Origin of the sequence: Bacillus sp. RB3 (assembly GCF_030164735.1) — a bacterium.
Lineage (GTDB): Bacteria > Bacillota > Bacilli > Bacillales > Bacillaceae_G > Bacillus_A > Bacillus_A cereus.
Genome location: NZ_JASNGE010000001.1, coordinates 391,881 through 416,758, shown reverse-complemented (window position 1 = coordinate 416,758; position 24,878 = coordinate 391,881). Strand labels below are relative to the sequence as shown.

The window sequence follows — 24,878 nt, the reverse complement described above, 5'->3', positions numbered from 1 at the left end:
TTTCTCTCCTTTTATTTTACTTGATCTCTTTTTTCTAATGTCATACTCCACGCAGTTAAAACAACAGCACCTACTACCATAATTCCACCTACCCAAGCCGTATGAATTAATCCTAACGAGTTCGTTACAATACCGCCCAAGTAAGCACCAAGAGCAATTCCTGCGTTAAATGCTGCAATGTTAATCGCCGATGCTACATCAACAGCGCTAGGTACAAACCTCTCAGCTAATATAACAACATACACTTGTAGCCCTGGAACATTCATAAATGCGAATAGTCCCATGAAAATAATTGTGATGAATCCAGCGACTTTAAATGGCGCTGTAAATGTTAAAACAAATAATATAATCGCTTGAATAAAGAACATGTAAAATAACGCTCGAATCGGATTATGATTTGATAATTTTCCCCCGACCATATTCCCAATCGCAATTGCAATTCCGTATACTAACAAAATAATTGTAACGGTACTTGCTTTAAATCCTGTTACTTCTTGTAATAACGGAGATAAATACGTAAATGTTACGAACGTTCCCCCGTATCCTAATGCAGTAATAATAAATACAAGTAACAGTCTTCCATTCGTAATCAGCTTAAATTGATCGCGAAATGATACAGACGTACCTTTTTTTAAATTAGAAGGAATTAGCATACTATTGGCGATTAAAGCAACGATTCCAATGGCCACAATAACAATAAACGAGGCCCTCCAGCCAAATTGTTGACCGATAAATGTTCCAATTGGTACACCTGTAATAGTCGCAACAGTTAAACCAGTAAACATAAATGCTATTGCACTTGCACGTTTATTCTCAGGTACAAGCGCAGCCGCAATTGTAGATCCAATTGACATAAAAACACCATGCGCAAATGCAGATACAACCCTCGCAATAAGTAACACAGTAAAACTTGTTGCTACCGCCGCAATTCCATTACCAATAATGAAAATAATCATAATCCACATTAATAACGTCTTTCGCGACATACTAGCTGTTAATGACGTTAATACTGGAGCACCAAACGCTACTCCTAATGCATATAAAGAAACAGTTAACCCCGCTGTTGTAACAGAAACATGTAAATCCTCTGAGATAGATGGTAATAAACCGACACTAATAAATTCAGTTGTACCAATTCCAAACGCACTAATTGCTAGTGCTAATAAAGCAAACATACTTCTCCGATTCGTCTGCATAACCGAAGAAGATACTGTATATGAATTCAATTGAACTCCTCCTTAATGCGAGAAATCCAATCATAATAGTATGATAAAAAGGCCTTTTTATCTTCTACAAAAATAACTTTACTGTTGATATATGCTATTATGAATGGCTTTACTCTTTTTTTGAAGAACGCACTTAAAAGTACGATAGGTACCTAAAAGTAACATAGGCACTTTTTAGTACCGTACTACTCATTTCCCTCTTACGTATGCTATTATGGAACATATTCAACATGATAAAAAGTACGTACTTTAAAGTGCTATAGGCACTTTTTAGTAACATTTAATTATTTAGCTTCTTTTGTTGGAGAACTTAAATCTACATTCATCAAAGGAGATTTTTATATGAAGAAATATAATATTCCCGTTGAAGCGACTTTAGAGGTTATCGGTGGAAAATGGAAGGTTGTTATCCTTTGTCATCTAACGAAAGGCACAAAAAGAACGAGTGAACTAAAACGTTTAATGCCTGGGATTACACAAAAAATGTTAACTCAGCAATTACGTGAATTAGAAGACGATGGGGTTATTCAAAGAAAGGTATACAATCAAGTACCACCAAAAGTAGAATATTCACTTACAGAATACGGTTGGTCTTTAGAGTCCATTCTTGATTCTCTTTGTACTTGGGGCGAATGCCATCTTGAAAAAAGCGGTAACACATCGATGCTAATTGTAGAAGGTGAATAATAGGAAAAAGGAAAAAACGAACATGAATTTGTTCATTTTTTCCTTTTTTTCTTTATATGTATATACATTTCTAACTGGAACAAAATATTTTATACGCTTTCATACCTTGTCAGCACTACGTTATACACTCAATATCAAATAATTAGGAATCATTTTTATGTTAACATAGGTGTATATAGTATATAATATAGGATATATATTATATACACTTTCCGGTAACGGAGCTTTTCCATTATGCGGACAAGCCATGTATCGGACAGTTCATAAATAATAAGTAAGACGTTATGGTTTTAGATTTATGTTTGCAGCTTACTTGCTGTCATAAATTTAAAGGCATTTTATTGTGTTTTGTGAAACTTTGTATAAAGTTTCGTAAACGTTTACTATCTTACTTATAAAAAATAAGAGTATTGCTATCGTAAAGGAGAATTGGAGATGCCAGAAACTATGACTCAAACAAAGCCAGAACAAGAAACTGTACAAATTTCTGCTAGCCAAGGACAACTTGATGTACTTGATCAGTTGTTAAAACCTGAGGTACAAGAATCATTAACAACACTAGTAGAACAGCTTCCAAAATTAACTGAGCTTGTTAACATTTTAACTAAGTCTTATGACTTCGCTCAAACTGTTGCTACTGATGAAGTATTAAAAAGCGATACTGTTGGTGCAATTACAGAGCTTGTAGAACCTGTAAAAGATACAGTGAAAAGCATGGCTGCAACTGCAATCGAAGCGAAAGATCGTGCTGAAGAAAGCAACGAAGTTATCGGCCTATTCGGTCTGTTAAAATTACTAAAAGATCCACAAGCACAAAAAATGTTCCGCTTTGTGAACGCATATCTTCAAATTAGTGCAGAACGCAACAATAAATAATTTAACTTATAACAACAATTAGTAAAGACGGGGGATATCATACTATGTCAAAACAAATTGTCATCTTAGGCGCTGGTTATGGCGGTCTTCTTGCCGCTTTAAACGTACGTAAATATTACAGCAAATCAGAAGCACAAGTTACAGTGATTAACCAATACCCAACACACCAAATCATCACTGAACTACACCGCCTTGCAGCTGGTAACGTGTCTGAGCAAGCAGTTGCAATGCCACTTACAAAGCTTTTCAAAGGGAAAGACATCGATCTTAAAATCGCAACAGTTGAGTCATTCTCAGTTGATAGCAAAGAAATCAAACTAGCTGGTGGCACTACTTTATCTTACGATGCACTTGTAGTTGCTTTAGGAAGTAAAACTGCTTACTTCGGTATTCCAGGACTAGAAGAAAACAGCATGGTATTAAAATCTGCTGCTGATGCAAACAAAATCTACAAACACGTTGAAGACCGTATTCGTGAATACGCGAAAACGAAAAACGAAGCTGATGCTACAATCGTAATCGGTGGTGGCGGATTAACTGGCGTTGAGCTAGTTGGTGAGCTTGCTGACATTATGCCTAAACTTGCAAAAAGCCACGGCGTAAATCCAAAAGAAGTGAAACTTCTTCTTGTTGAAGCAGGTCCAAAAATCCTTCCAGTATTACCAGACCACTTAATCGAACGTGCAACTACTAGCCTAGAAGCACGCGGTGTTACATTCTTAACTGGTCTTCCTGTAACAAACGTTGCTGGCAATGAAATCGACTTAAAAGACGGTCAAAAACTTGTTGCTAACACATTCGTTTGGACAGGCGGCGTACAAGGTAACCCATTAATCGGTGAATCAGGTCTTGAAGTTAACCGTGGACGTGCAACAGTTGATGCATACCTACAATCTACTTCTCACAAAGACGTATTCGTTGCTGGAGACAGCGCTGTTGTCTTCGCTCCAGACGGACGTCCATACCCACCAACTGCACAAATCGCTTGGCAAATGGGTGAGTTAATTGGATACAACTTATACGCAGCACTAGAAGGCAAAGCATTGGAAGAGTTCGCACCTGTAAACTCTGGAACACTTGCTAGTCTAGGACGTAAAGATGCGGTTGCTACAATTGGAGCAAGCAATACTCCACTTAAAGGCTTACCAGCATCATTAATGAAAGAAGCAAGTAACGTTCGTTACTTATCACACATTAAAGGTCTATTCAGCTTAGCTTACTAATCTGAATATAAGCCCGAATCATGCCCTGCATGGTTCGGGCTATTTTTTATCCGTAATTTTCTCTAACTTATTTATTCGTCAAAAAAATTATATACCCTTTAAATTTATCTAAATATACTGACTTTTTATAATGAAAGCTGTCCCGTTCGGAACAGCTCTTATTGTCGGTAAATCGATATATTGGGAAAATCGCTGATATATTCGGATTTGCGCTGATATATTTCGAAAATCGCCGATATAATTTGAGTTACGGTCGATATATTCGAAAAATCGCCGATATATTTTCCAGCCTTACTTATTATCCTAATTTCACAAGACTGTAGTTCTTCTTCCCTTTACGAATAATAATAAATCTTCCATCAAATGAATTTTCTACAGTAACATCTGTACCCACATCTGTTACTTTCTCACCATTCATAGAAATCGCACCATTATTAATGTCCTCGCGTGCTTGTCGTCTAGATGGTTCAATCCCTAAATCGACTAGCCACTCTACGATGTTTTTCGTCTCTTTTGAAGACTGGAATGTTGGCATTTCTTTAAAGCCTTGTTCAATTTCATCAGCTGTTAACGATTTAATATCTCCGCTAAATAACGCTGCTGTAATTTTCTCAGCTTGCAGGAACGCCTCTTCTCCATGAACAAATTTCGTCATTTCTTCCGCTAACACTTTTTGCGCTTCACGTTTATGAGGCTCTGTTTCTACCTTCGTTGCTAATTCATCAATACGCTCTTTCGTTAAGAACGTAAAGTATTTCAAGTATTTAATTACATCACGGTCATCTGTATTTACCCAGAACTGGTAAAATTCAAACGGTGTCGTTTTTTCAGGATCAAGCCAAACCGCACCACCTGCTGATTTACCAAACTTCGTACCGTCCGATTTTAATAATAACGGAATCGTTAATCCGAATACTTTCGCCTCATGACCTTCTAACTTACGAATTAAATCTAAACCACTCGTAATATTTCCCCATTGGTCACTGCCACCAATTTGAAGTTGAACATTCTCTTTCGTGTATAAATGATGGAAGTCCATCGCTTGCAAAATTTGGTACGTGAATTCTGTGAAAGAAATACCTGTATCTAAACGGCTTGCTACAATATCCTTCGCTAACATGCTATTGATGCTAAAGTTTTTCCCGTAATCACGTAAAAACTCAATAATATTTATTTTATGTGTCCAATCATAGTTATTTACCATCTTCACTTCGCTATTTCCACCAAAATCAAATAGCTTTTTCATTTGTGCTGTTAACGCATCTACATTATGCTGAACCACTTCTAACGTTTGAAGTTGACGCTCTGATTGTCGTCCACTCGGATCACCAATTGTTCCTGTTGCCCCGCCAATTAAAATAACAGGATGATGGCCAGCTAATTGGAATCTCTTCATCATCATAAACGGAATCAAATGTCCGATATGCATACTATCACCAGTTGGATCAACTCCGCAGTATAGTGAAATCTTTTTCTCTTCTACTAGCTTACGTAAGCCTTCTTCGTCAGTCTGCTGATTAACGGCGCCGCGCCATTCTAATTCATCAATAATATTCATCTTTTGTCATCCCCTTTATTTTTTAAAAACAAAAAAGCCCCTATGTCTACGATAGACATAGGGACGATTATTCACCGTGTTACCACCCAGTTTGCATAAATAGCATAGCTACTCATACCACTCTTAGCAATAATATCGATTGCTAGTCCGCTTAGCATTACCTAAGATACTCCAGAGTGTAATTCGCAAGTTTGTTTGTGCTAGGTTCCAGCAACCCCTAGCTCTCTCGTTAACAGTGACAAACTGCTACTGGGCTCTTTCAACGTATGTTATTTGTTAAATTATTAGCCATTATATTGAATTGAAAACAAATTGTCAACAATACCCAAATGTTATTTTAAAATAATTTATATCTTCATACGTATTTCGTTATTCTTTATCTTCTCCAATAATCCTTACTTCTCGCTCCAACTTCACGCCAAATTTCTCTTCAACTGTCTTTTGTACGAAGTGAATTAAATCGATGTAATCTTGTGCTGTTCCGTTATCAACATTCACCATAAATCCAGCGTGTTTTAAAGAAACTTCTACTCCACCAATTCGCTTACCTTGTAGTCCTGAGTCTTGAATTAACTTACCAGCAAAGTTATTTGGTGGGCGCTTAAATACGCTACCACATGAAGGATATTCTAGAGGCTGTTTTGACTCACGTTTAAACGTTAAATCATCCATTTTGGCTTTAATTTCTTCATGTACACCTTCTTCAAGTTCAAATCTCGCTTCAAGAATAATGTAATGGTTGTTCGCAAATACACTCTTACGATATCCAAATTCAAATGCTTCTTTCGTCAAAGTACGTAGCTCTCCATCACCTGTCATTACGACAGCTTCTGTTAATACAAACGAAATTTCACCGCCGTATGCACCTGCATTCATATATAATGCTCCGCCAACTGAACCTGGAATACCACAAGCAAACTCAAGACCCGTTAAGTTATGTTCTAGTGCAATACGTGATACATCAATAATTGCCGCACCGCACTGTGCTACAATCGTCGTTCCTGTTACAGTAACACCTGTAATGTGAATTAAACTTACTGTAATTCCGCGAATTCCACCATCTTTAATAATGACATTTGATCCATTTCCTAAAAACGTAACTGGAATATTATATTCGTTCGCATATTTGATAACTTCTTGAATTTCATCATAATTTGTAGGCGCAACGAAAACATCTGCTTTTCCGCCAACCTTAATATGCGTATGATTCTTTAACATTTCATCTTGTTTAACATGTCCTTCAGGCAATACCGTACTTAAATATTTATAAACCTCTTGCATATTCATTTTACGATTCCTCTATTTCTATATTCATTTTATCCCGTTATACGGGCCCATAATATCCCCACGTACATGAAAGAACCTAAAGTGGTGGATACAGTGTACCCAAAATCAATTCGAGACACCTATAAACCTCTTAATTTATAAGAGGTGCCACTCATATTAAAATATATATTGCATAATAAAGCAACCCAAATGGACTACTAAACTTGACATGTCATCAGAAAGACAACAATTTGTAAAATATATGACTTTTTCAAAACACTATCCCTCAGTATCTTACTATACCACACAAAAAGAAAGTGGTATTTTTTTGTACTTTTTACTTTATTTACATCAATAAAAAAGAGCACATCCCACAGAATGTGCTCTTTCTATACTCTTTATATTACTTTTCGTTCTCTTCTTTTTCTTTATCAAACCATAACAGCTCATCGTTATCAACTTCACCATTATAATTGATTAAAATTTCTTCTCCTGCTTTTATATCTTTATAAGCATAGAAGTTAAATGTATGATTCTCAAAAACGATGTCATACGTTGCATTCGGTGTATATGAATGATTAAATAACATACCATATCCTAAAAGGATTGCCGTATGATTGATTCCATACTCAAATGCGTAATCAGCAAGTAACGTTTTCTCAATATGTTCATGCTGTTCATTCGGATAAGAGATAACTGGCGCTGCGTGTATCAACTCACCCTTTTTAATATCACGAGTTGCAAATACACCTCTATTAAATTCTCCATCACTAAGTTCAGAAGTCTTAACTTCGATCATATGCGTCACCTATATAATTCTTTCTTTGAAGTATTTTATTCCGCTATTTGCGGATAGCTTGATTGGTGAGGGCTAATAATCAGTATGTACTAGTCTCACTTTATCTCCTTAAGCTTGGCAGAAAACGCGCAGAAAAGCAATTAAATTCCTATCAAGTATTCGTTTCAATGAAAAAAGAGCACATCACTCGTGCTCTTTCTAAGCAATATTACTTTTCTAAAATATCTTCTAACAACTTCACTTGCTCGCTAACAGTTTGTAACGTCTTCACTGACGTATCATTTCGATGTTTTTCTTCTTCCACACTCGCTAGCACTTCTTCTGTAGCTGTAGAAGTTTGCTGAATTACGTTAGAAGCATGCGTAACATCCTTTACGATATTCGTCGTTTTAACTTGGAAACTTTCTTGTTGAACAACAACCTCTCGCATTACTTCATTAATCGCATCAATAAACTTCCCTAAATCAGTTACATTTGTTAAAACGCTTGCTAACATCTCGTTACATTCTTCTTGTACTCTTTCTGACTTCTCTACTTGCACTTCTACCTTACTTGCTTGATTACTAAACTCCTTCAAAATCCCTTGAATTCTTCCCGCAGAACGATTTGATTCTTCAGCGAGCTTTAACACTTCACTCGCTACAATAGCAAAACCTTTTCCATGCTCGCCTGCCCTCGCAGCTTCAATATTTGCATTTAAAGCTAGCAAACTCGTCTGACTTGAAATATTCGTTATTACATCTACAATTTCATTAATTTGTTTCGATTGCATCATTAAATCTCTAAATATAATTCCAGACTGTGAAACAACATCATTTAAACTTCTCATGTTAGTTTCAAAATTTCTTAGAGTATGTACACTACCTTTTGAAATTTCTAAGCTTTCATCCACATGAGCCGATGCAGTTCTTACTTGAGAGATGATTTTTTCAATATTTCCCTCCATATCATTCAATACTTCTACCGAACGATACATCATCTCTGATTGTGATTGCGTACCAACTGCCACCTCTTCAAAGGCAAAATTAATTTCACTCATCGATTCCATCGACGTGTTCATATTTTGTCTTAAATGATTGAAATTACTATCTAGTTTCACAACTGTTTCTTCAATAAGTCTTTGCGTCTCTTCTAACTCCTGAGCTTTTCTCATTACTTCTTGCTTCTCATCACTTAAACGAAGGAGCAGATTAGAACCGATTTTTGTGACGCCCCACATAGCGATTGTTACAATCGCTAACAAACTTGCGAAATTAGCAGCTTCAGATGAGGCTGTATAAGCAAAAAATTGCTCCGGCCAATAGCTACAAAGGATAAATGTGATCACAACAGCTACCCCGCCAATAATTAAAATGAGGCGCTCGCTTAAATAAATAAGTGAAACAGCTAATGTAAAATAGACCATTTGAAATACAGCCGGGCTTTCATTAAAAGCTTGTACCATAATGTAAGACATTGTAAGCAACATAAATGTCATGATATATTTATACGCTGATTCCATACTTTTTATAAAAGTAAAAAGCGTTCCAAATGCAACGACAGAAATACCAGAAATCCAAAATGCTATGGCTCTCTCTGTAAAAATATATCCATAATACCCAATTGCGATTATCCCAAGGAAGAAACTACAAATCGTTATAAACAGTAATAAATGATTTTTCTGTGATTCTTTCTCAAGGTTAGAAAAACAAGTCCTCTTTAACCACTCCATATGAAGCCCCACCTTCTACTTATACATATCAATTACTTCAGTTTAAATACCGCACTTACTGGGTTATGATCGCTATTTTCAAACTTTAAATCTTTCCCTTGTACATTTACAATCTCTACATTCGGTGAAACGATAAAGCCATCAATAATAGTGACGAAATTTTCACCTTCTACATATTTCTTTACATCATCTCTTACAGTCATAACAGACGGATCTACAGCCCATTTAAAGCCACCGTCTGTAAAGTCCTTCGGTAACTCTACTAACCACTCAGGACGCTCTTTCACGAACTTCGGATCACTTAATTGAGCGTTCGAAACCAATTGATTCCAATCTCCACCCATTATTACGTAATCACCATTTTCATAATGCTTGTTCATATATTCTTTTAAATACTCTACTTGCTGTTTTCTAATTTTCCCGCCTTCATCATAAGCAGACAAATGTAAATTTACGAGTCTAACATGTTTTCCATTATTAACAGGAATTTTATATTCCACAATTGCTCGATCTAAATCAAACAAACGCTTTGGCCAAGGCTCCATTCCAGGCAGCTGGAACCTCTTCGCTTCTTGAACAGTGTATTTAGAAAACGTACTTAATCCAGCCTCCGCATATCCCATTGGATTTGTTATTGGCACTGGAACCCATTTCGTATCGTAGTTCTTGCCAAATGACGAAACATAATCAGGTAATCCTTTTTTCAAAAATTCATGTTCATTTACATCAAATGAACGAAGTGACTTTATATCAACTTCTTGTAATAGTGCAAAATCACTATTCTCATTTTGTAAAAACGAAAGCATATTCTTTAAATTAGTTTCCGTTTGCTCTTTACTACTTGAACCAGATCCCTTTCCACCATCCATAAAGAAATCTTGATCCTTATCTAACCCAGCATATCCAATATTAAATGTTGTAACTTTAAACTCATTTCCAGTCGCTAATACGCGCTCCTTATTATTCTCTACCTTCAAGCTTATAACATCAGCAGGCTGTTCTTTAGTAAGTGTCATATAAGCTAGAAATCCTCCTACAATGCCCGCTACTACTAAAACACATGTAAATACGATTTTTAAAAATTTCTTCAAATAAATGACTCCTTTTCACGCAAATTTATTTTTCTTTATTTTCAGTCAAATAAAACAAAACGACACACATAAGAAACATTTTATCATAATTAAAACCGTATATCACTATATTTAGTTGATAAGTAATCGATCCCATTTTAATTACTTAAAAAGCCTTCAGACATCAAAAAAAGAAAAGTTACACCCTCCTCCTCACTGGAAATTAAACGGTATATTTAGTACACTATATGTAATAATCATAGGCGATGGAGTTCGCCATAAACGCTGCTTAGCTAATGACTCCTACCAGTATGGATACTGGTAGGAGTCTATTTTTTTGAGCAAGCTATTTAAAGAGGTGAGAAAATTGATTTATATTATCGTTGGCATTGCTGGTATATTAGGAGCTCTTTCTCGTTATTATTTAGGTCTTAATATCAACACATTTTGGCATCATTCATTTCCATTGGCAACATTACTCATTAACTCAATCGGTTGCTTTTTCTTAGCGTGGCTAACTACTTATATCGCTCGGCTAAACATCTTACCTTCAGAGGTTATCACAGGCATCGGAACTGGATTCATCGGTTCCTTTACGACTTTTTCAACATTTAGTGTAGAAACTGTGCAATTGATCAATCATTCTGAGTGGAGCATAGCCTTCTTATATGTATCATGCAGCATACTTGGTGGCCTCATTATGTCTGGCCTTGGCTATACACTTGGAGATTTCTTAATTAAGAAATCTCTTACAGAAGGTGATTACTCATGATAGAAGCTTTATTAGTCGCAACAGGAGGATTTTTCGGTGCGATTACACGATTTGCAATTAGCAATTGGTTTAAGAAAAGAAATAAAACACAATTTCCAATTGCTACATTCCTTATTAATATAACAGGGGCATTTTTACTTGGGTATATAATTGGCAACGGAGTCACTACAGGCTGGCAACTATTATTAGGTACTGGATTTATGGGCGCATTCACTACATTTTCTACGTTTAAATTAGAATCTGTTCAGCTTCTCAATCGTAAAAAACTATACATCTTCCTTTTATATTTAAGTGCTACTTACATAATTGGTATCGCCTTTGCCTTCCTTGGAATGAAGTTAGGCGGAATATAAAAAAGCGACTCTATTGAGTCGCTTTTTTTCATAAGAAATATGTCCCGCCATATGGAATGGAAAATAAACCAGCTGGATGTACATCGTAATGTATAATTTGCATCGGAAGTTGTGAATACGGCATATACTGACTTTGCATCATTTGTGCAAAATATGCTTGTTGCTGCATTTGAATAGCTAGATTCACAGCATGAATTGTCCCTTGTGCCCCAGCCAGCGTAATAGCAGCTCCTACTTGTCTACCATTATAAAAATAATGATTCATCATGATTCATCTCACTTATTCTTTTTCTTCCATATGGTATGTTTCTATTTCATAGTGAGTGTTTTGTCCCTATCTATTGCCCTTTTTCAGCTTTGAAGTAATAAATCCAAATAGCAATATACCAATACCACTAAGGAACAATATATAACTTATCGGTACTAGGAAAAAGAAAGGTTCTTCAAGAAATCCATCCGCTCCTACTTTACTGTTTGAAGCATGTATCGTTAAAGAAATAATCGCTAAAATCATGAAAGAAATAGCTACTACGTATTTATTTTTCATTTCACATTCTCCTCTACTTATGTAATTCCCCTTAGATTCTTACCATCATATTATCTAAAAAAGAATTAACAGTCAATAATTATTTATTGTTAAACAATAAATAATTATTGACTAAACAAACAACAAAAAGGTTTGCAAAGCATCTTAAATCACTTCGCAAACCTTCTAAATTATAAATATTTACACTTCAAACCTCTTGCTTAATACAATATACATTGCGCAAAATAGCACGAATATCCCAGCATAAATTAACAAAATCTCTACACTAAACATATCCGACAACGGACCAAATATTATCATTCCTAAAGGAAGCGCGCATGAATTCGCAATTTGTACAAGGCTAAACATCCGTCCGTGCATTGATGGTTCTACTTTCTCCTGCAATAACACAGTAACTGGTGTATTGAAGCACGGCATTGTTATACCAATTAAAAAATTAAAGATGTAATACTGCTATTTATTCCATTTACTTTCATAAGATACTCTTTCGGAACGATTTGCGGAATTAATGCATTCACAGCTGGCGTTTGTACTCCTGTTCCAGCTGAACGAATGAGTAACACAATAAAAAGTAACCAAATACTTTTATATCCTGTTAAAAATAAAATTGCTAAGACTAACGTCGCAATCGCTATAATTCCATCCGATAACATAATCATCTTTTTACGGTCATAACGATCAATCCAAACACCTGCAAACAAAGATATCGCAATTTGTGGTAGAAAACCGCAAACAGTTGAAATAGTCAACATCACTCCTGATGATGTTGTAAGGGTGATATACCATATAATTGCGTATTGCACGAGAGAGGAACCGAACAACGAAATAGTTTGAGCGGTCAAAAATAATATAATTTTCGTTTTCCAATTGTTTTCACTCATATGTTTCACACCCCCTTAACTAATCCCGTCTCTATATGAAAGATGCTATCTGCCCAATCAAGATAAAAACTTGCTTCGTGAGATACGAGTATAATGCTGCCCTTAAACTTAATTAACGCCTTTTGCAAAGCTTCCTTCGCTTCTGCATCCAAATGATTTGTCGGCTCATCTAAAATTAAGAAGTTACAAGGTGATAGTAATAATCCACACAGTTTCACCTTCGATTGTTCACCACCACTTAACGTACGAATTTCTTGCGAAACGTGCGTATCCTTCACTCCACACGCAGCTAAATGATGGCGTATTTCCTTCATATTCAGTTTAGGAAACTGTTCTGAAATAATTTGAAGCGGCGTTAAAGAATCATTGCTCCAATTTAAATCTTGCTCATAATATCCAATCTTTATTTGCTCTGAAAAGTGAAACTCTCCAGAAATACTAGCAATATTTCCAACGATTGTTTTTAATAAAGTAGATTTCCCTACTCCATTGAAACCTGTAATGACAAGTTTTTTCCCACCCATTACTGAAAAATTCAACTTTGGTAAGAGAGCGAAGTCGTAACCAACTTCAAGATTATTTACTTCAAGAACTGTCTGAACTGAAATGGGAAGTTCCTGAAAATGGATAGACGGTTTATGAGTAAAACTTGGTGGCGCAATTCTTTCCATACGCTGTAATTGTTTTCTACGACCTTGCGCTATTTTTGAATTCACCCCAGCAATATTTCTACGAATATACTCTTCCGTTTTTTCAATTTTCTTTTGCTGTGCATAATATTGGCGAATATAATCTTTTCGCAAATGCTCCTTTTGTCTTACAAAATCTGAGTATTTGCCGTAATACTTCTTAACTGTTCCGAACTCTACATCACATATGCAAGAAGTTACCTTTTCCAGAAAATCAAAATCATGTGATACGACAATAAACGCTCCTTCAAAATTCATTAAATAATTAGCAAGCCACTCCACATGCTCCTTATCGAGAAAATTCGTCGGTTCATCTAGCAATAAAATATTAGGCTCTTCTAATAAGAGCTTCGCTAAAATTACCTTTGCACGCTGCCCTCCGCTTAATTCACCAATCACACGATTCATCCCAATCACATCAATACCTAAACCGGCTGCCACCTTATTCGTAATACTATCTACTGAATAAAAATCACGAGCCTCGAGCAGTCCTTGAATTTCTGCCGCTTTCAATAGTTGATTTTCATCTCCAGTCATCGCACTTTCTTCATATAACTTGTTCATTCTCTTTTCCATTTCATACAAATCATAAAAGGCTCTCTTTAAATATTGTGAAATGGTATAACCCTCATCAATTTCTGCGTATTGATCAAGATGTCCAATTTGAATGTTAGGTTGCCACTTTATGTCTCCCTTATCAGGAATAATTTCCCCCACCAATATTTTCATTAATGTGCTTTTTCCTGCACCATTCTGTCCAACAATTCCCATATGCTCCCCTTTATGCAAATCAAAAGAAGCATTTTCGTATAATACTTTATCTATAAAACTATGTGATAAACTTTCCACTTTAAGTAAACTCATTTTTATTCCTCTTTTCCTGAAATTAAAAAAAGCAGAGAGATAGCGTCATTCGACACTAGCCCTCTGCTTCGTGGTTTTTCCTATACTACTCCAATTTATAGTAAAGACTCATCGGAATAATATACACAAAGGGCCATAGACAAAGCATTGTCTATGGCCCCTTAATCTATTTTATACACCAGCTGAAAAACCATAACGAAATAAGCATAGGTACACTATACTTTTTTAGAAAAGTTATTCAGCCGATGAATATAGGGGATTTATACCCCTTGATTAAGCTCCGTACAACGCTTCACCGTATACATTTGTGCGGAGCAAAGTTTTCTAATGAGTTTTACAAATTTTATATAAAGCATATTATGCACCTTCCTTAATACTTAAAAAGGATTTTAGCATACGGTTTTACGAAGCGTCAACATTACTTCCGAATCTTTCAACTACTTGTTTTCAAAATATTGCTTCTGAAACATACACATTCTTATTGCATTATGATAGTTACCATCAACGAAAAACTCATCGATAAGCTCACCTTCTACCATAAACCCAACTTTTTTATAAACATGTACTGCCTTTTCATTTTCCTTATCCACAACTAAATAAATCTTATGCATATTTAGTACGGAAAAAGCGTAATCCATTGCTAAACGCGTCGCATCCACTGCATAACCATATCCTTGATAATTCGGATCAATAATAATTTGGAATTCTGTTCTACGGTGAATATAATCGATTTCTACTAACTCAACTAATCCAACCATTTCATTGTCTTTCTCAACGATAAATCGGCGTTCGCTTTGATCATGTATATGTTTATCATATAAGTCTTGCAGCTCCACAAATGCCTCATACGGCTCTTCAAACCAATACGACATAATATGCGCATTATTATTCAGTTCGTGTACAAACTTTAAATCTTCTCGTTCTAATGGACGTAACTTCAATTCCTGATTCATTCCTATAACCTCCAACTAAAAGAAACCTCTTCACTTAATTTCTCAATTTTTTTCGATTTCAAACGCCCTAATTTCATTGTAAACTTTCAAGCAACTTGAAGGTCAAGATGTAAAAAAGTAGTGCTGACTTATGTCTGCACTACTACTCTTTTCTCAAATCTCTCATATTTGATATGTATAAAGCAATAACTAAAACAAGAATTGCTCCTGCGTATAATAACGTCTCCATCGGTTCCTCATGAGACACAATAATTAATCGAATTAAGGCCGTAATTCCGATATAAATAAAATAACGTAACGGGAAATGATAGTTCGATTTAAAATACTTAATAATTAATGCAATGAACTCGAAGTATAAGAAATAAACGATGATACTTTCAACCAATTTATAAGACGTATACTCTTTTGCCGAAAAAATATACTGCACGAACGTAATTGTCTCATTCACTAAGAAAATTGATAACACAATGGATAATATAATTAAGGCTATATTTAATATCCATTGCAAAACACTAGCTATAATATGATCGATATTAAATGACTTCATACTCTCTTTAGACTCCCCTTCGTATAAGTACTTATTTATTATAGCAAAATTACGATTGGAAAGAAGTTAAATCATATATTCGTCCTTTGTTGTTGCCAGTGAAGGGCAGATTTAGTGTGTGGAGAATTCTGTTTACAACCATACCCGACGAAACATGGAGAAACTCTTTCAAATTACCGTTCGTACATGTCGTACTAATAAGCAATGCATAATCTCGTATAGCACCCTCATGTGCCACTTTTGAAAAATCTTTACAACTTTTACAACGCCACCCCTTCTTCACTTTAACCATTGGAATAACTAAGCATTTCTCACATTGTACTCCATTTAACAACTCCTCTTTTTCTATTTTATATTGCTCAAGTATATTTTGTTGAAGTGGAGAATGCTCCATTATTATTTGATGAATGAGCCTATCTACATTATCTATAACCTTTCTCTTATATTTACTTTCAAACCACTTTATTTTATGAGGTAAATTTGCACTATGAATAATTGTATGAAGAAGATTGTCATCTGAAGATTTTATAATGGTACGAGGCGAGCTAATAACAACGAGGGACTCGATCGGAAGACTAGAGGAAAATCCATGTAAGCTTAACCATTTCTTTAGTTGTATTTCTTGCCTTTTTATTTGTAAAACCGGATCTGGAAATCCCTCTGAATTTCCTTCTGTTATTCGGATAAGTTGATTAAACTTTGCATCAAACATTAATGTACCTGCTATATTTTTTATCTCAAGAAAAAGAAGAAACTTTGTGGAAAGGATAATAGTATCAATTTGAAAGTATTGATCATGATTAGATAAGCGAACGTCATGTAAAACACTGTACTCTTTCTCAGAAATAAAACTAAGTGGATAATCAATTGCTTGCTCCCCTTTATACCCCGCCATGTGTTTTGCTAAGTTTTCTCCAATTAAATTTCGTTTTGGATGATGTACAGGTAACCTTCTAAGAAGCGCTTCTAACTGTCTTATATAAATCGGCATTTTTCTTTCTTTCACAATCATCTCAAACACCCCTTTACAAATATATCAACGATTTTTTCAATATATCTATCACAAATCGCAATATATCAACGATTTTTCCAATATATCTATCATAACTCACAATATATCAACGATTTTTCCAATATATCGATCGGTCGACAATATCCGACACTACCTCCCTCCACTCACTCACAGCATACCCCAGAAAAACACCCTCAGCAAAAACTTAAAATCGTATTTCCTCATAAAAAAACCATAACCCGCTCCTCTAGCAAAGTTATGTTTTTATCCTACAACGCCACTCTACCTATAACTTTGCCGTGAATTCCACAAAATCCATTTGTACCTATACCAACTTTCACCTTTTTCACAATGAAACTATATACGTTAAAATCGTTTCACGACGTTATTACTTACGCATAGCTACAATTTATATAATAACGGCACAGTACAAATAACGTACTAAATCACTAAGTATGGGGGAATAACGATGAAAGAGGCGTTACTATTAGTAGACATACAAAATGATTACTTTGCAGGCGGCAATATGGAATTACATCAACCTGAAAAAGCCGCACACAAAGCGAAAGAAGTTTTGAAAGTATTTCGTGAAAAGCATAAAACAGTTATTCACGTACAACATATTGCGAACAATGAAGGGGCTACTTTCTTCTTACCCGATACAGTAGGTGTTCAAATTTATGATGATGTACAACCGATTGCTAACGAAAGAGTCATTCAAAAACACCACCCTAACAGTTTTTTAAGAACAAATTTATTAGAAACATTAAAGACAGAAGAAATAGATCAATTAGTCATTTGCGGTATGATGACTCATGTATGTATTGATGCAACAGTACGCGCTGCCAGTGACTTCGGATTTCAATGTATTGTAATTGAAGATGCTTGTACAACAAAAGATTTAGAATTCCAAGGAAATTTAATCCCCGCAGTACACGCTCATCAATCGTTCATGAGTGCATTAGAGTTTGGTGATATTTATGCAACAATCATGTCAGCGAGCTGTTTTATAAACAAAAGCAAATAAAGAATTACAGTTCCATATGAGAAAAGAAAGGATAAGTATCTTATCCTTTCTTTTTTTCAATCGTCCTAATAACAGTATTTATACTATAATCACCATAATGTAAAACATCTGCAAGAGCCTCTTCTAATTGCTGATGCGAAGATGTGTGAAGAGTCATGACATAGCACCCATCGCCGCTTATACGATACATTTCAGTAATTACGTCCATTTTTTCAAAAAAGTTTTGAATTTGATTATGATAGTGCGGTGCATGCAAAAATAGTGTAACAAAGGTCATAATAGAACCTTCTAGCTTAGCCCTGTCAATATTTATCGTATATTTTTGAATGACACCTGCCTCTTCTAATTTATTAATTCGTTTCCCAACAGCCTGGCCAGTCAAATGTACTATCTCCCCAATTTCCTTCCAGTTCATTCTAGCGTTTTCTTGTAGTAATTGTATAATCTTAAAATCTGTTGAATCAAACATGGGCATCCCCTTCCTATACGAAACGAATTCTATAAAATCTTCATTTCCCTTACAGTTTTCCTCAAAAGTTTTGCACTACAATCGATTAGCTCTATTAGCAATTACATTATTGTTAGTGGCTTTCCTTCTTCTTTACAATGTATTTTTGGGATTACTCGTAGGCACTACAGCAAGCTAGCAATTTTTTATAAATATGAACATTTTTTAGGAATTAGTTTATCTTTTTTTAATGTTTTATTTAGAGACAGTTTATAGTCGAGTATTAACATAAGAAACGTAGCAACTAAGTTCGTATATGACGCACTGCTACTATAATCGCTAACCGTACTACCTAAAATCATAAAATAAGGAGACGATAAAACATGAACAAAAAAACAAAAACACTATCATCCATACTGCTCGGATTCACATTAGCATTAACAGGGTGTGCTGGTACTAAAGCTGAAGAAAATCATGGGAAACAAAAGCAAGAACAAGTTGCTAAAGAAACAAAAAAGGAAAATAAATTAACTAAAGGGCAAAAAATGGCTAATATTCTTAGCGAGACAAATTGGCAAGGTACACGAGTGTATGACAAAGATAAGAATGACTTAACAAAAGAGAATGCAAACTTCATCGGCCTTGCAAAATATGATGCGAAGTCAGGCAAATATGAATTTTTTGATGCTAAAACAGATGCAAGTCGTGGCGCTAAAGGAACTTTCTTTATCACAAATGATGGGAAAAAGAGAATATTAATTTCAGAATCAATGAAGTATCAAGCTGTCGTTGACATGACAAAACTAAATAAAAATGTATTTACTTATAAACGAATAGGGAAAGACGCTAACGGTAAAGATGTAGAAGTTTTCGTTGAACATGTCCCATATAAAGAAAAAGAACTTTCTTTCACTGATCCGGACAAGCAGCTGAACACGACTACAGGAGATATTGTTACAAACGTTGATGGAGATAAAATTTTGGGCGGTACCCTTTGGCACGGAACAAAGGTATTAGACGAAACTGGTAACGATGTAACACAGTTTAATTCGAATTTTATAAGTCTAGCAAAATTTGATGACAAATCTAATAAATATGAGTTCTTCAATAGCGAAACAGGTCAAAGCCGCGGTGATTATGGCTACTTCGATGTTGTACACGAAAATAAAATAAGAGCCCATGTTTCAATTGGAAATAACAAATACGGTGCTGCTCTTGAACTTACTGAACTAAATAAGAATAAATTTACGTATAAGAGAACTGGTAAAGACCAAGCTGGTAAGGATATAACTATATTTGTTGAACATGAACCTTATAAAGGTGATATGAAACCACAATTTAGCTTTTAAAAACGTTTGATTAAAGATCCTGTACTGAGTTACAGGATCTTTCTTATTAAGCAACAGAACGAAAAGACGAAAAACATGTAGCTTTTCGTCTGCACAATATTCCCACCTTATAGTTGATGATTTACAAAACTTAAAAACATACCGATACAAAATAAAATTTGTGACCAAGTAAAAAGCGCCCTACTTATAGGGCGCTTTTTTATACTTAATGACTAATACTAGCTGTTGGGTATAATGTTGTTCCTCCAATTGAAACTTTTATTTCATTTGTTAATGGAACATTTTGTTCATTAATAATTGTTCTCCACCATTCCCATGCAAGACCTGTACATTCTCTTGCTACAATTTTTATATTTTTTGAATTTGGTGGGAGTGGGATAACTGTAGAGTAATGAGCCGTTTTGTCTTTTCCGCTACCATCCCATGTTTTATGTGTTAATACTTCGTTACCCTTTTGGTCAAATGTGAATTCATCCCAAGATACATCAAATTGAGCAACGTAAGCACCGTAATGATCAAGTGTCATTTTAGCACTTGAATATTCTGTAGTTGTCGTCTCAATATAATCTGTATTGTTATGAACAGCAGCAGTTGCATTATCTTTTAAGAAAGTACTTGTATATGAAATTGGGTATGCTGGATTTTTAAGACTTAATTCAGCATTATCTTTAATGATATTTCGGATTTCATTGAAATCTTTAGTAACAACCTTGTTATGCTCTTTCGCATCTCCGCCTAATACTACAGCAGTAAAGGTACTTTCTTCAAAAATATCTTTATACTGTCCACTTGTTTCAACGCTGTTATCCTTAAGTAAGGCTTTAAAAGCAGCTTGTACATCTTTGCTCTTAGATGTTGTTTCTAATTTTACATAAATCGTTCTACCATAAGCTACATTTGAAACCATAACAGGTGGAGCCGAATTACTTACGCCTTTTCGAGTTAACTCATCAAAAGTAACACTATTATCAAAAAGGTCGGATGGATTGTTAGGTAGTTCAGCACTTACCGTATAAAATATTTGCTTATATGCGGCAACCATCACTTTTTTCTCTCCGTTTGCAACCGCATTAAAATCAATGTTTAGACTGTTATCAAGATATTTAGCGTTAACATTAAGAGCACTTGCGATTTGTGATTTACTATAAACCATAGATTCCGTATACTGCATTCTTGCAGGCAACGTATGTGTTGTAGAATACTTTTCATTCCAAGTAGATACTAAATCGTCTACTGCTCCAGCTACATTACCATATGTCGGATTTTGGACAGTGATTGTATTTTCTTTTCTCATGCCAGGTAAGTCTATACTAATATTCAAAGGCTTTCTCTTAGCCACTAATAAACTTGGTTGATTGTCTGCAAAAGCTTTATTTGCAAGTTGTACAGCTCCTGGATACGTGCGATTCACTACAGAATCAATAATTGAAATATCGACTGGTGACGTTGTAAGTGATTTTTTTTCCCGTTCCACTACTACAAATTTACCATTTGAATTGATACTTTCTTTCGGAACAAAACTCTCTACTTTATCACCATTTACAGCTAAAACCTCTTGATTATTATATTTAAGATTTGCTATACCAGTATCAATGCCACTAGCATTTTTGGTTACATCAGTTACATTACTTGCTTGTGTTTCTGCGAAGGAAATAGATGAATAATTAATAGTGCATAGACTAACTAATAAACATGTAAGGAACTTTCTTCTTTTAGTGTTTTTCTTAATATTCAGAAAAATCACCCCGTTCTTTTTTTAGTAAAATATGATAATGATTGATAAATGATAGCTAACTAATAAATTTACATAAATGCTTTTAAAAGTTCTTGAATTAACGGGATTACGCCACCTACAAATTTTAAAACTGCCATTGCGATTTCCATATTATTTCCTCCTTTTTATTACTACGAAAATATGATTTATCTTTATGCCCTCATTATAGTGACCCCTTACACTTTTATCAATACACTCTGATATGCAATATTACATATACAAAAAACAAGCTGAATTCTTTTGAAAAATTATACAGAGATATTTTTTCGTTTGGTACATACTTGAAAAGGTGAACATTCTTTTGCATTTTATGAGTAATCACATAAAAAAAGCTGCTGCCTATAAAATATAGACAGCAACTTCAACTAAAGTGTCTTGCATAATCTACGCAAGACATTTTATAACTAATAAACTGCGATTGGCCCATAAGGACCATTAATAATTTCTATTTTTGTTTCAAAAATATCTGTCAAAAGTGTTGAGTCCATAACCTCTTCTACTGTTCCAAAAGCAGCAATTTGTCCATCTTTCATAGCACAAATTTTATCCGAGTATTTAGCTGCAAAATTTATGTCATGCATAACAGTCAAAATTGTTCGTCCAAATTCATTAGCTGCACGTCTTAAATGCTCCATCATTTGAACAGAACGAGCAACATCAAGGTTGTTCAAAGGTTCGTCCAAAAGTACATATTCCGTCTCTTGGCACAATACCATAGCTACATATGCCCTTTGTCTTTGACCACCAGAAAGCTCATCTAAATATCTATTCTCTAAACTAGTTAAATCTAAGAAATCGATATATTTAGAAATGATAACCTCATCTTCTTTAGTCAATCTTCCCTTTGAATAAGGAAAGCGCCCAAATCCAACTAATTGTCTAACTGTAAGCCTAGTTACAAAATGATTTTCTTGTCGCAATATAGTCAAAACTTTTGCTAAGTCTTTTGATTTGGATTCAGAAACATCCATATTTGCTACCTGAATTTGGCCTTCATCCATATCTAAAAGTCTACCAATCATCAAAAGTGTCGTGGACTTTCCAGCGCCATTTGGTCCAATTAAAGAAGTAAAGCCTGCTTTTGGTATTTCAATATCCAAAGGTCCTATTTTTACCTTATCAGTATAGAACTTTTTAACATTATCAATTTTTATCATAAAGCCCTCTTCCTTAAAACTATAGTTAAGAATATGATTCCACCAAATAATTCAATAATAACTGAAACTACACCTTGAGCATGGAATACATGATACATTAAAAAATATGCGCTCGTCATTATTAAAAATCCTATAGCAAAAGCCATCGGAAAAATATATCTATGATCATAAGTTGACGCTGCCTGATAACTCAAAGTTGCCACTAAAAAGCCGTAGAAAGTAAGTGGCCCAATTAGAGCTGTTGAAATGGACATTAAAATAGCTACTAATACAAGCGTATAAATTACACTAGGTTGGTATTTAACTCCAAAAGAAGTAGCAACATCTTTTCCTAGTGACAAAACATTCAAATTCTTAGAATGAACAAAAATTAATATCGCTACAATTATGATCATAGGAATTACAATAGGAAAATATGCAGGATCTGCATGATTAACAGAACCAAATAATCTTGCTTGTAAAATATCAAATTCTGAAGGCGCAAGTAGTTTTCTCATGAAAATTGACACAGAATTTAGCCCGGTACCAATAATAATTCCAACTAAAAGCATAAGTTGTAAATTCCCGTATTTACCGGAAAGTAACCATCCATAAAGTATCAAACTCATGAAGACCATAACAACAACTTGGAATAAAAATGATCCAATTCCATTAAAATTTATTAACGCACTAGCACCAAAGAAGAATACTGTACTCGTTTGAATTGCTGAATAAAGTGATTCGAAACCTAAAAGTGAAGGAGTAATAATTTTATTATTCGTAATAGATTGGAAAGCAACTGTCGACAAGCTATGGCAAACCGCAGCAATAATCATTGCAACAATAGCTACTATCCTTCTCTTAACGACTGGGATAAAAGAAGGTGAATCTATCGGAACTGGATTGTTATAAACTAAAAGTCCATATGAAGAAAGAAGACCTAAAGCAATCAATGTTATCAGTAAAATCCAATAACGTCTTGCTTCCTTCTTAGACCGAAAAGCGCTAGCTGATCTACTTTCATTATGAAGGCTAGAATCGATTTCGACATTTTCTTTTTTTCTATATTCTAATGTGATCATCGTAGCCTCCTTGGTTTTCTTTGTCTCAATAAAATAGTAATAAACACGACTGCTCCCACTGTTGCAAGTATTAAAGAAACAGGTAATTCAAAAGGCTGTATAATTGTTCGAGAAATGATGTCACAGGCAGTTATTGATCCCATTCCGATCACACAAACCCAAGGTAAATTACTCCTAAGATCATCACCTCTAAACATTGAAACGATATTTGGCACAATTAATCCTAAGAAAGGTAAGTGTCCAATAACAGCTGCAACAATTCCAACTGCAACAGAGATAAGAGCAGTCCCAAAAAGAACAATTCTATTGTAATTAACTCCAAGACTTGTTGCGACATCTTCTCCTAGTCCAGCTAAAGTCAATCTATTAGCATACATAAAAATAAGAAAAGTAATGATAACAATCAGCCATAAATATTCATATCTTCCGACCTGAATGTTAGCAAATGAACCTACAAACCAAGTTTCAATACTTTGCGTCTTTTGAAAAAGGAGTCCTAAAAAAGTAGACACTGCAGAAATAACTGCTCCAAGCATCAATCCAATAATCGGGACAATTAAAGACGAACGAAGCTTAACTCTTCTTAAAAATAGAAAGAAAATCATAGTTCCTATAAAAGAAAAAATGATTGCACCAGTCATTCTTTGAACTAAAGTCGGGGCAGGAAATAATAAATATACAAAAAGCAGGCCTAAGCCTGACCATTCAATAGTCCCCGTTGTAGTAGGTTCAACAAAACGATTCTGTGTAATGAGTTGCATTACGAGCCCTGCCATCGCCATCGCAGCTCCAGTAAGCATTAATGCAAACGTTCTTGGAACACGAGTGATGAAAAACATCTCCATTCCGTCCTCTTGTCCACGTATATCATAAACTCCAGTAAACAGTGATATAATACCTAAAATTATAACAACTATAACTGCTATTATAAAAGGTTTTGTCCATATTTTATTTTGATTATAAAACTGGGGTTGAGAAATATTCTCAACCCTAGAAATCATATTTTTTGACACTGTTTCGTACCCCTT

The 24,878-nt window shown here is 34.8% G+C and carries 24 protein-coding genes, 1 pseudogene, 1 riboswitch and 1 other annotated feature; of the genes and pseudogenes, 7 read left to right on the top strand and 18 right to left on the bottom strand.

From position 1 onward, the window contains the following. Positions 1 to 11 precede the first annotated feature (11 nt). Positions 12 to 1,196, bottom strand: coding sequence for an MFS transporter (locus QO049_RS01995; protein WP_176544969.1), 1,185 nt, complete (start codon positions 1,194 to 1,196; stop codon positions 12 to 14). A 372-nt stretch (positions 1,197 to 1,568) separates the two neighbouring features. Between QO049_RS01995 and QO049_RS01990 the strand changes: the two genes are divergently transcribed. From QO049_RS01990 to QO049_RS01980, 3 genes are all read left to right on the top strand, one after another. Further along, positions 1,569 to 1,913, top strand: coding sequence for a winged helix-turn-helix transcriptional regulator (locus QO049_RS01990; RefSeq protein ID WP_000760475.1), 345 nt, complete (start codon positions 1,569 to 1,571; stop codon positions 1,911 to 1,913). Between the two features lie 435 nt (positions 1,914 to 2,348). Then, complete coding sequence (locus QO049_RS01985) at positions 2,349 to 2,789, top strand: DUF1641 domain-containing protein (RefSeq protein WP_001115311.1); 441 nt, start codon at positions 2,349 to 2,351, stop codon at positions 2,787 to 2,789. A gap of 44 nt (positions 2,790 to 2,833) precedes the next feature. Beyond that, entirely contained in the window at positions 2,834 to 4,012 is a 1,179-nt protein-coding gene (locus QO049_RS01980; protein WP_000043203.1) for an NAD(P)/FAD-dependent oxidoreductase, read from the top strand. Positions 4,013 to 4,310: 298 nt separating this feature from the next. On the opposite strand, the gene tyrS is transcribed toward QO049_RS01980, so the two are convergent. From tyrS to QO049_RS01955, 5 genes are all read right to left on the bottom strand, one after another. Then, complete coding sequence (gene tyrS, locus QO049_RS01975; RefSeq protein ID WP_246961562.1) at positions 4,311 to 5,570, bottom strand: tyrosine--tRNA ligase; 1,260 nt, start codon at positions 5,568 to 5,570, stop codon at positions 4,311 to 4,313. Between the two features lie 56 nt (positions 5,571 to 5,626). Next, positions 5,627 to 5,842 (bottom strand) — a binding site (T-box leader). Between the two features lie 97 nt (positions 5,843 to 5,939). Beyond that, the gene (murB, locus tag QO049_RS01970; protein ID WP_001057107.1) at positions 5,940 to 6,857 is read right to left on the bottom strand and encodes a UDP-N-acetylmuramate dehydrogenase; all 918 of its coding nucleotides are present in this window, start codon (positions 6,855 to 6,857) and stop codon (positions 5,940 to 5,942) included. A gap of 382 nt (positions 6,858 to 7,239) precedes the next feature. Further along, positions 7,240 to 7,635, bottom strand: a complete 396-nt coding sequence (locus QO049_RS01965) for an SET domain-containing protein (protein WP_000573649.1) — start codon at positions 7,633 to 7,635, stop codon at positions 7,240 to 7,242. Positions 7,636 to 7,843: 208 nt separating this feature from the next. Continuing rightward, entirely contained in the window at positions 7,844 to 9,346 is a 1,503-nt protein-coding gene (locus QO049_RS01960; protein ID WP_246961565.1) for a DUF4077 domain-containing protein, read from the bottom strand. Between the two features lie 32 nt (positions 9,347 to 9,378). Further along, a complete protein-coding gene (locus QO049_RS01955; RefSeq protein WP_000714051.1) occupies positions 9,379 to 10,437 on the bottom strand; it encodes an endonuclease/exonuclease/phosphatase family protein in 1,059 nt (352 codons plus the stop codon). Positions 10,438 to 10,669: 232 nt separating this feature from the next. After that, a riboswitch (Fluoride riboswitch) is annotated at positions 10,670 to 10,729 on the top strand. Between the two features lie 54 nt (positions 10,730 to 10,783). On the opposite strand from QO049_RS01955, the gene crcB (QO049_RS01950) reads away from it, so the two are divergent. Both crcB (QO049_RS01950) and crcB (QO049_RS01945) read left to right on the top strand, forming a co-directional pair. Further along, on the top strand, positions 10,784 to 11,188 hold the full coding sequence (gene crcB, locus QO049_RS01950; protein ID WP_246963106.1) for a fluoride efflux transporter CrcB: 405 nt from the start codon (positions 10,784 to 10,786) through the stop codon (positions 11,186 to 11,188). Then, complete coding sequence (gene crcB, locus QO049_RS01945) at positions 11,185 to 11,541, top strand: fluoride efflux transporter CrcB (protein WP_000568580.1); 357 nt, start codon at positions 11,185 to 11,187, stop codon at positions 11,539 to 11,541. Before crcB (QO049_RS01950) ends, crcB (QO049_RS01945) begins: the two co-directional genes overlap by 4 nt. A gap of 28 nt (positions 11,542 to 11,569) precedes the next feature. Here the strand turns inward: crcB (QO049_RS01945) and QO049_RS01940 are convergent, their stop codons facing one another. The 7 genes and pseudogenes from QO049_RS01940 to QO049_RS01910 form a co-directional block, all read right to left on the bottom strand. Continuing rightward, on the bottom strand, positions 11,570 to 11,809 hold the full coding sequence (locus tag QO049_RS01940) for a DUF3947 family protein (protein WP_246961566.1): 240 nt from the start codon (positions 11,807 to 11,809) through the stop codon (positions 11,570 to 11,572). A 66-nt stretch (positions 11,810 to 11,875) separates the two neighbouring features. Next, entirely contained in the window at positions 11,876 to 12,088 is a 213-nt protein-coding gene (locus tag QO049_RS01935; RefSeq protein ID WP_000792610.1) for a DUF3955 domain-containing protein, read from the bottom strand. A 180-nt stretch (positions 12,089 to 12,268) separates the two neighbouring features. Further along, positions 12,269 to 12,969: pseudogene (locus tag QO049_RS01930) on the bottom strand (MFS transporter). Between the two features lie 5 nt (positions 12,970 to 12,974). Then, on the bottom strand, positions 12,975 to 14,522 hold the full coding sequence (locus tag QO049_RS01925) for an ABC-F family ATP-binding cassette domain-containing protein (protein WP_246961568.1): 1,548 nt from the start codon (positions 14,520 to 14,522) through the stop codon (positions 12,975 to 12,977). 437 nt (positions 14,523 to 14,959) lie between these two features. Beyond that, complete coding sequence (speG, locus tag QO049_RS01920) at positions 14,960 to 15,475, bottom strand: spermidine N1-acetyltransferase (RefSeq protein ID WP_001071092.1); 516 nt, start codon at positions 15,473 to 15,475, stop codon at positions 14,960 to 14,962. Positions 15,476 to 15,617: 142 nt separating this feature from the next. Beyond that, a complete protein-coding gene (psiE, locus tag QO049_RS01915) occupies positions 15,618 to 16,022 on the bottom strand; it encodes a phosphate-starvation-inducible protein PsiE (protein ID WP_246961570.1) in 405 nt (134 codons plus the stop codon). A gap of 49 nt (positions 16,023 to 16,071) precedes the next feature. After that, positions 16,072 to 17,034 carry a nuclease-related domain-containing protein gene (locus tag QO049_RS01910; RefSeq protein ID WP_070757732.1) on the bottom strand — a complete coding sequence of 321 codons (963 nt, stop codon included), beginning with the start codon at positions 17,032 to 17,034 and terminating at the stop codon, positions 16,072 to 16,074. 469 nt (positions 17,035 to 17,503) lie between these two features. On the opposite strand from QO049_RS01910, the gene QO049_RS01905 reads away from it, so the two are divergent. Beyond that, positions 17,504 to 18,061, top strand: coding sequence for a cysteine hydrolase family protein (locus QO049_RS01905; RefSeq protein ID WP_048568709.1), 558 nt, complete (start codon positions 17,504 to 17,506; stop codon positions 18,059 to 18,061). Positions 18,062 to 18,101: 40 nt separating this feature from the next. Here QO049_RS01905 and QO049_RS01900 read toward each other — a convergent pair whose 3' ends face one another. After that, positions 18,102 to 18,530: an Lrp/AsnC family transcriptional regulator gene (locus tag QO049_RS01900; RefSeq protein WP_246961572.1), complete on the bottom strand. Its 429-nt coding sequence runs from the start codon at positions 18,528 to 18,530 to the stop codon at positions 18,102 to 18,104. 362 nt (positions 18,531 to 18,892) lie between these two features. Between QO049_RS01900 and QO049_RS01895 the strand changes: the two genes are divergently transcribed. After that, positions 18,893 to 19,858, top strand: coding sequence for a DUF4822 domain-containing protein (locus QO049_RS01895; protein WP_246961574.1), 966 nt, complete (start codon positions 18,893 to 18,895; stop codon positions 19,856 to 19,858). Positions 19,859 to 20,063: 205 nt separating this feature from the next. Here the strand turns inward: QO049_RS01895 and alo are convergent, their stop codons facing one another. The 4 genes from alo to QO049_RS01875 form a co-directional block, all read right to left on the bottom strand. Then, on the bottom strand, positions 20,064 to 21,602 hold the full coding sequence (alo, locus tag QO049_RS01890; RefSeq protein ID WP_098283681.1) for an anthrolysin O/cereolysin O family cholesterol-dependent cytolysin Alo: 1,539 nt from the start codon (positions 21,600 to 21,602) through the stop codon (positions 20,064 to 20,066). Between the two features lie 434 nt (positions 21,603 to 22,036). Beyond that, complete coding sequence (locus QO049_RS01885) at positions 22,037 to 22,789, bottom strand: iron ABC transporter ATP-binding protein (protein WP_000590071.1); 753 nt, start codon at positions 22,787 to 22,789, stop codon at positions 22,037 to 22,039. Beyond that, entirely contained in the window at positions 22,786 to 23,850 is a 1,065-nt protein-coding gene (locus tag QO049_RS01880; protein ID WP_246961576.1) for an iron chelate uptake ABC transporter family permease subunit, read from the bottom strand. Before QO049_RS01880 ends, QO049_RS01885 begins: the two co-directional genes overlap by 4 nt. Continuing rightward, positions 23,847 to 24,863 (bottom strand): ABC transporter permease, encoded by a 1,017-nt coding sequence (locus QO049_RS01875; protein WP_000042072.1) that lies wholly within the window; start codon positions 24,861 to 24,863, stop codon positions 23,847 to 23,849. The genes QO049_RS01880 and QO049_RS01875 overlap by 4 nt, the downstream gene beginning before the upstream one ends. Between the last annotated feature and the right edge of the window lie 15 nt (positions 24,864 to 24,878).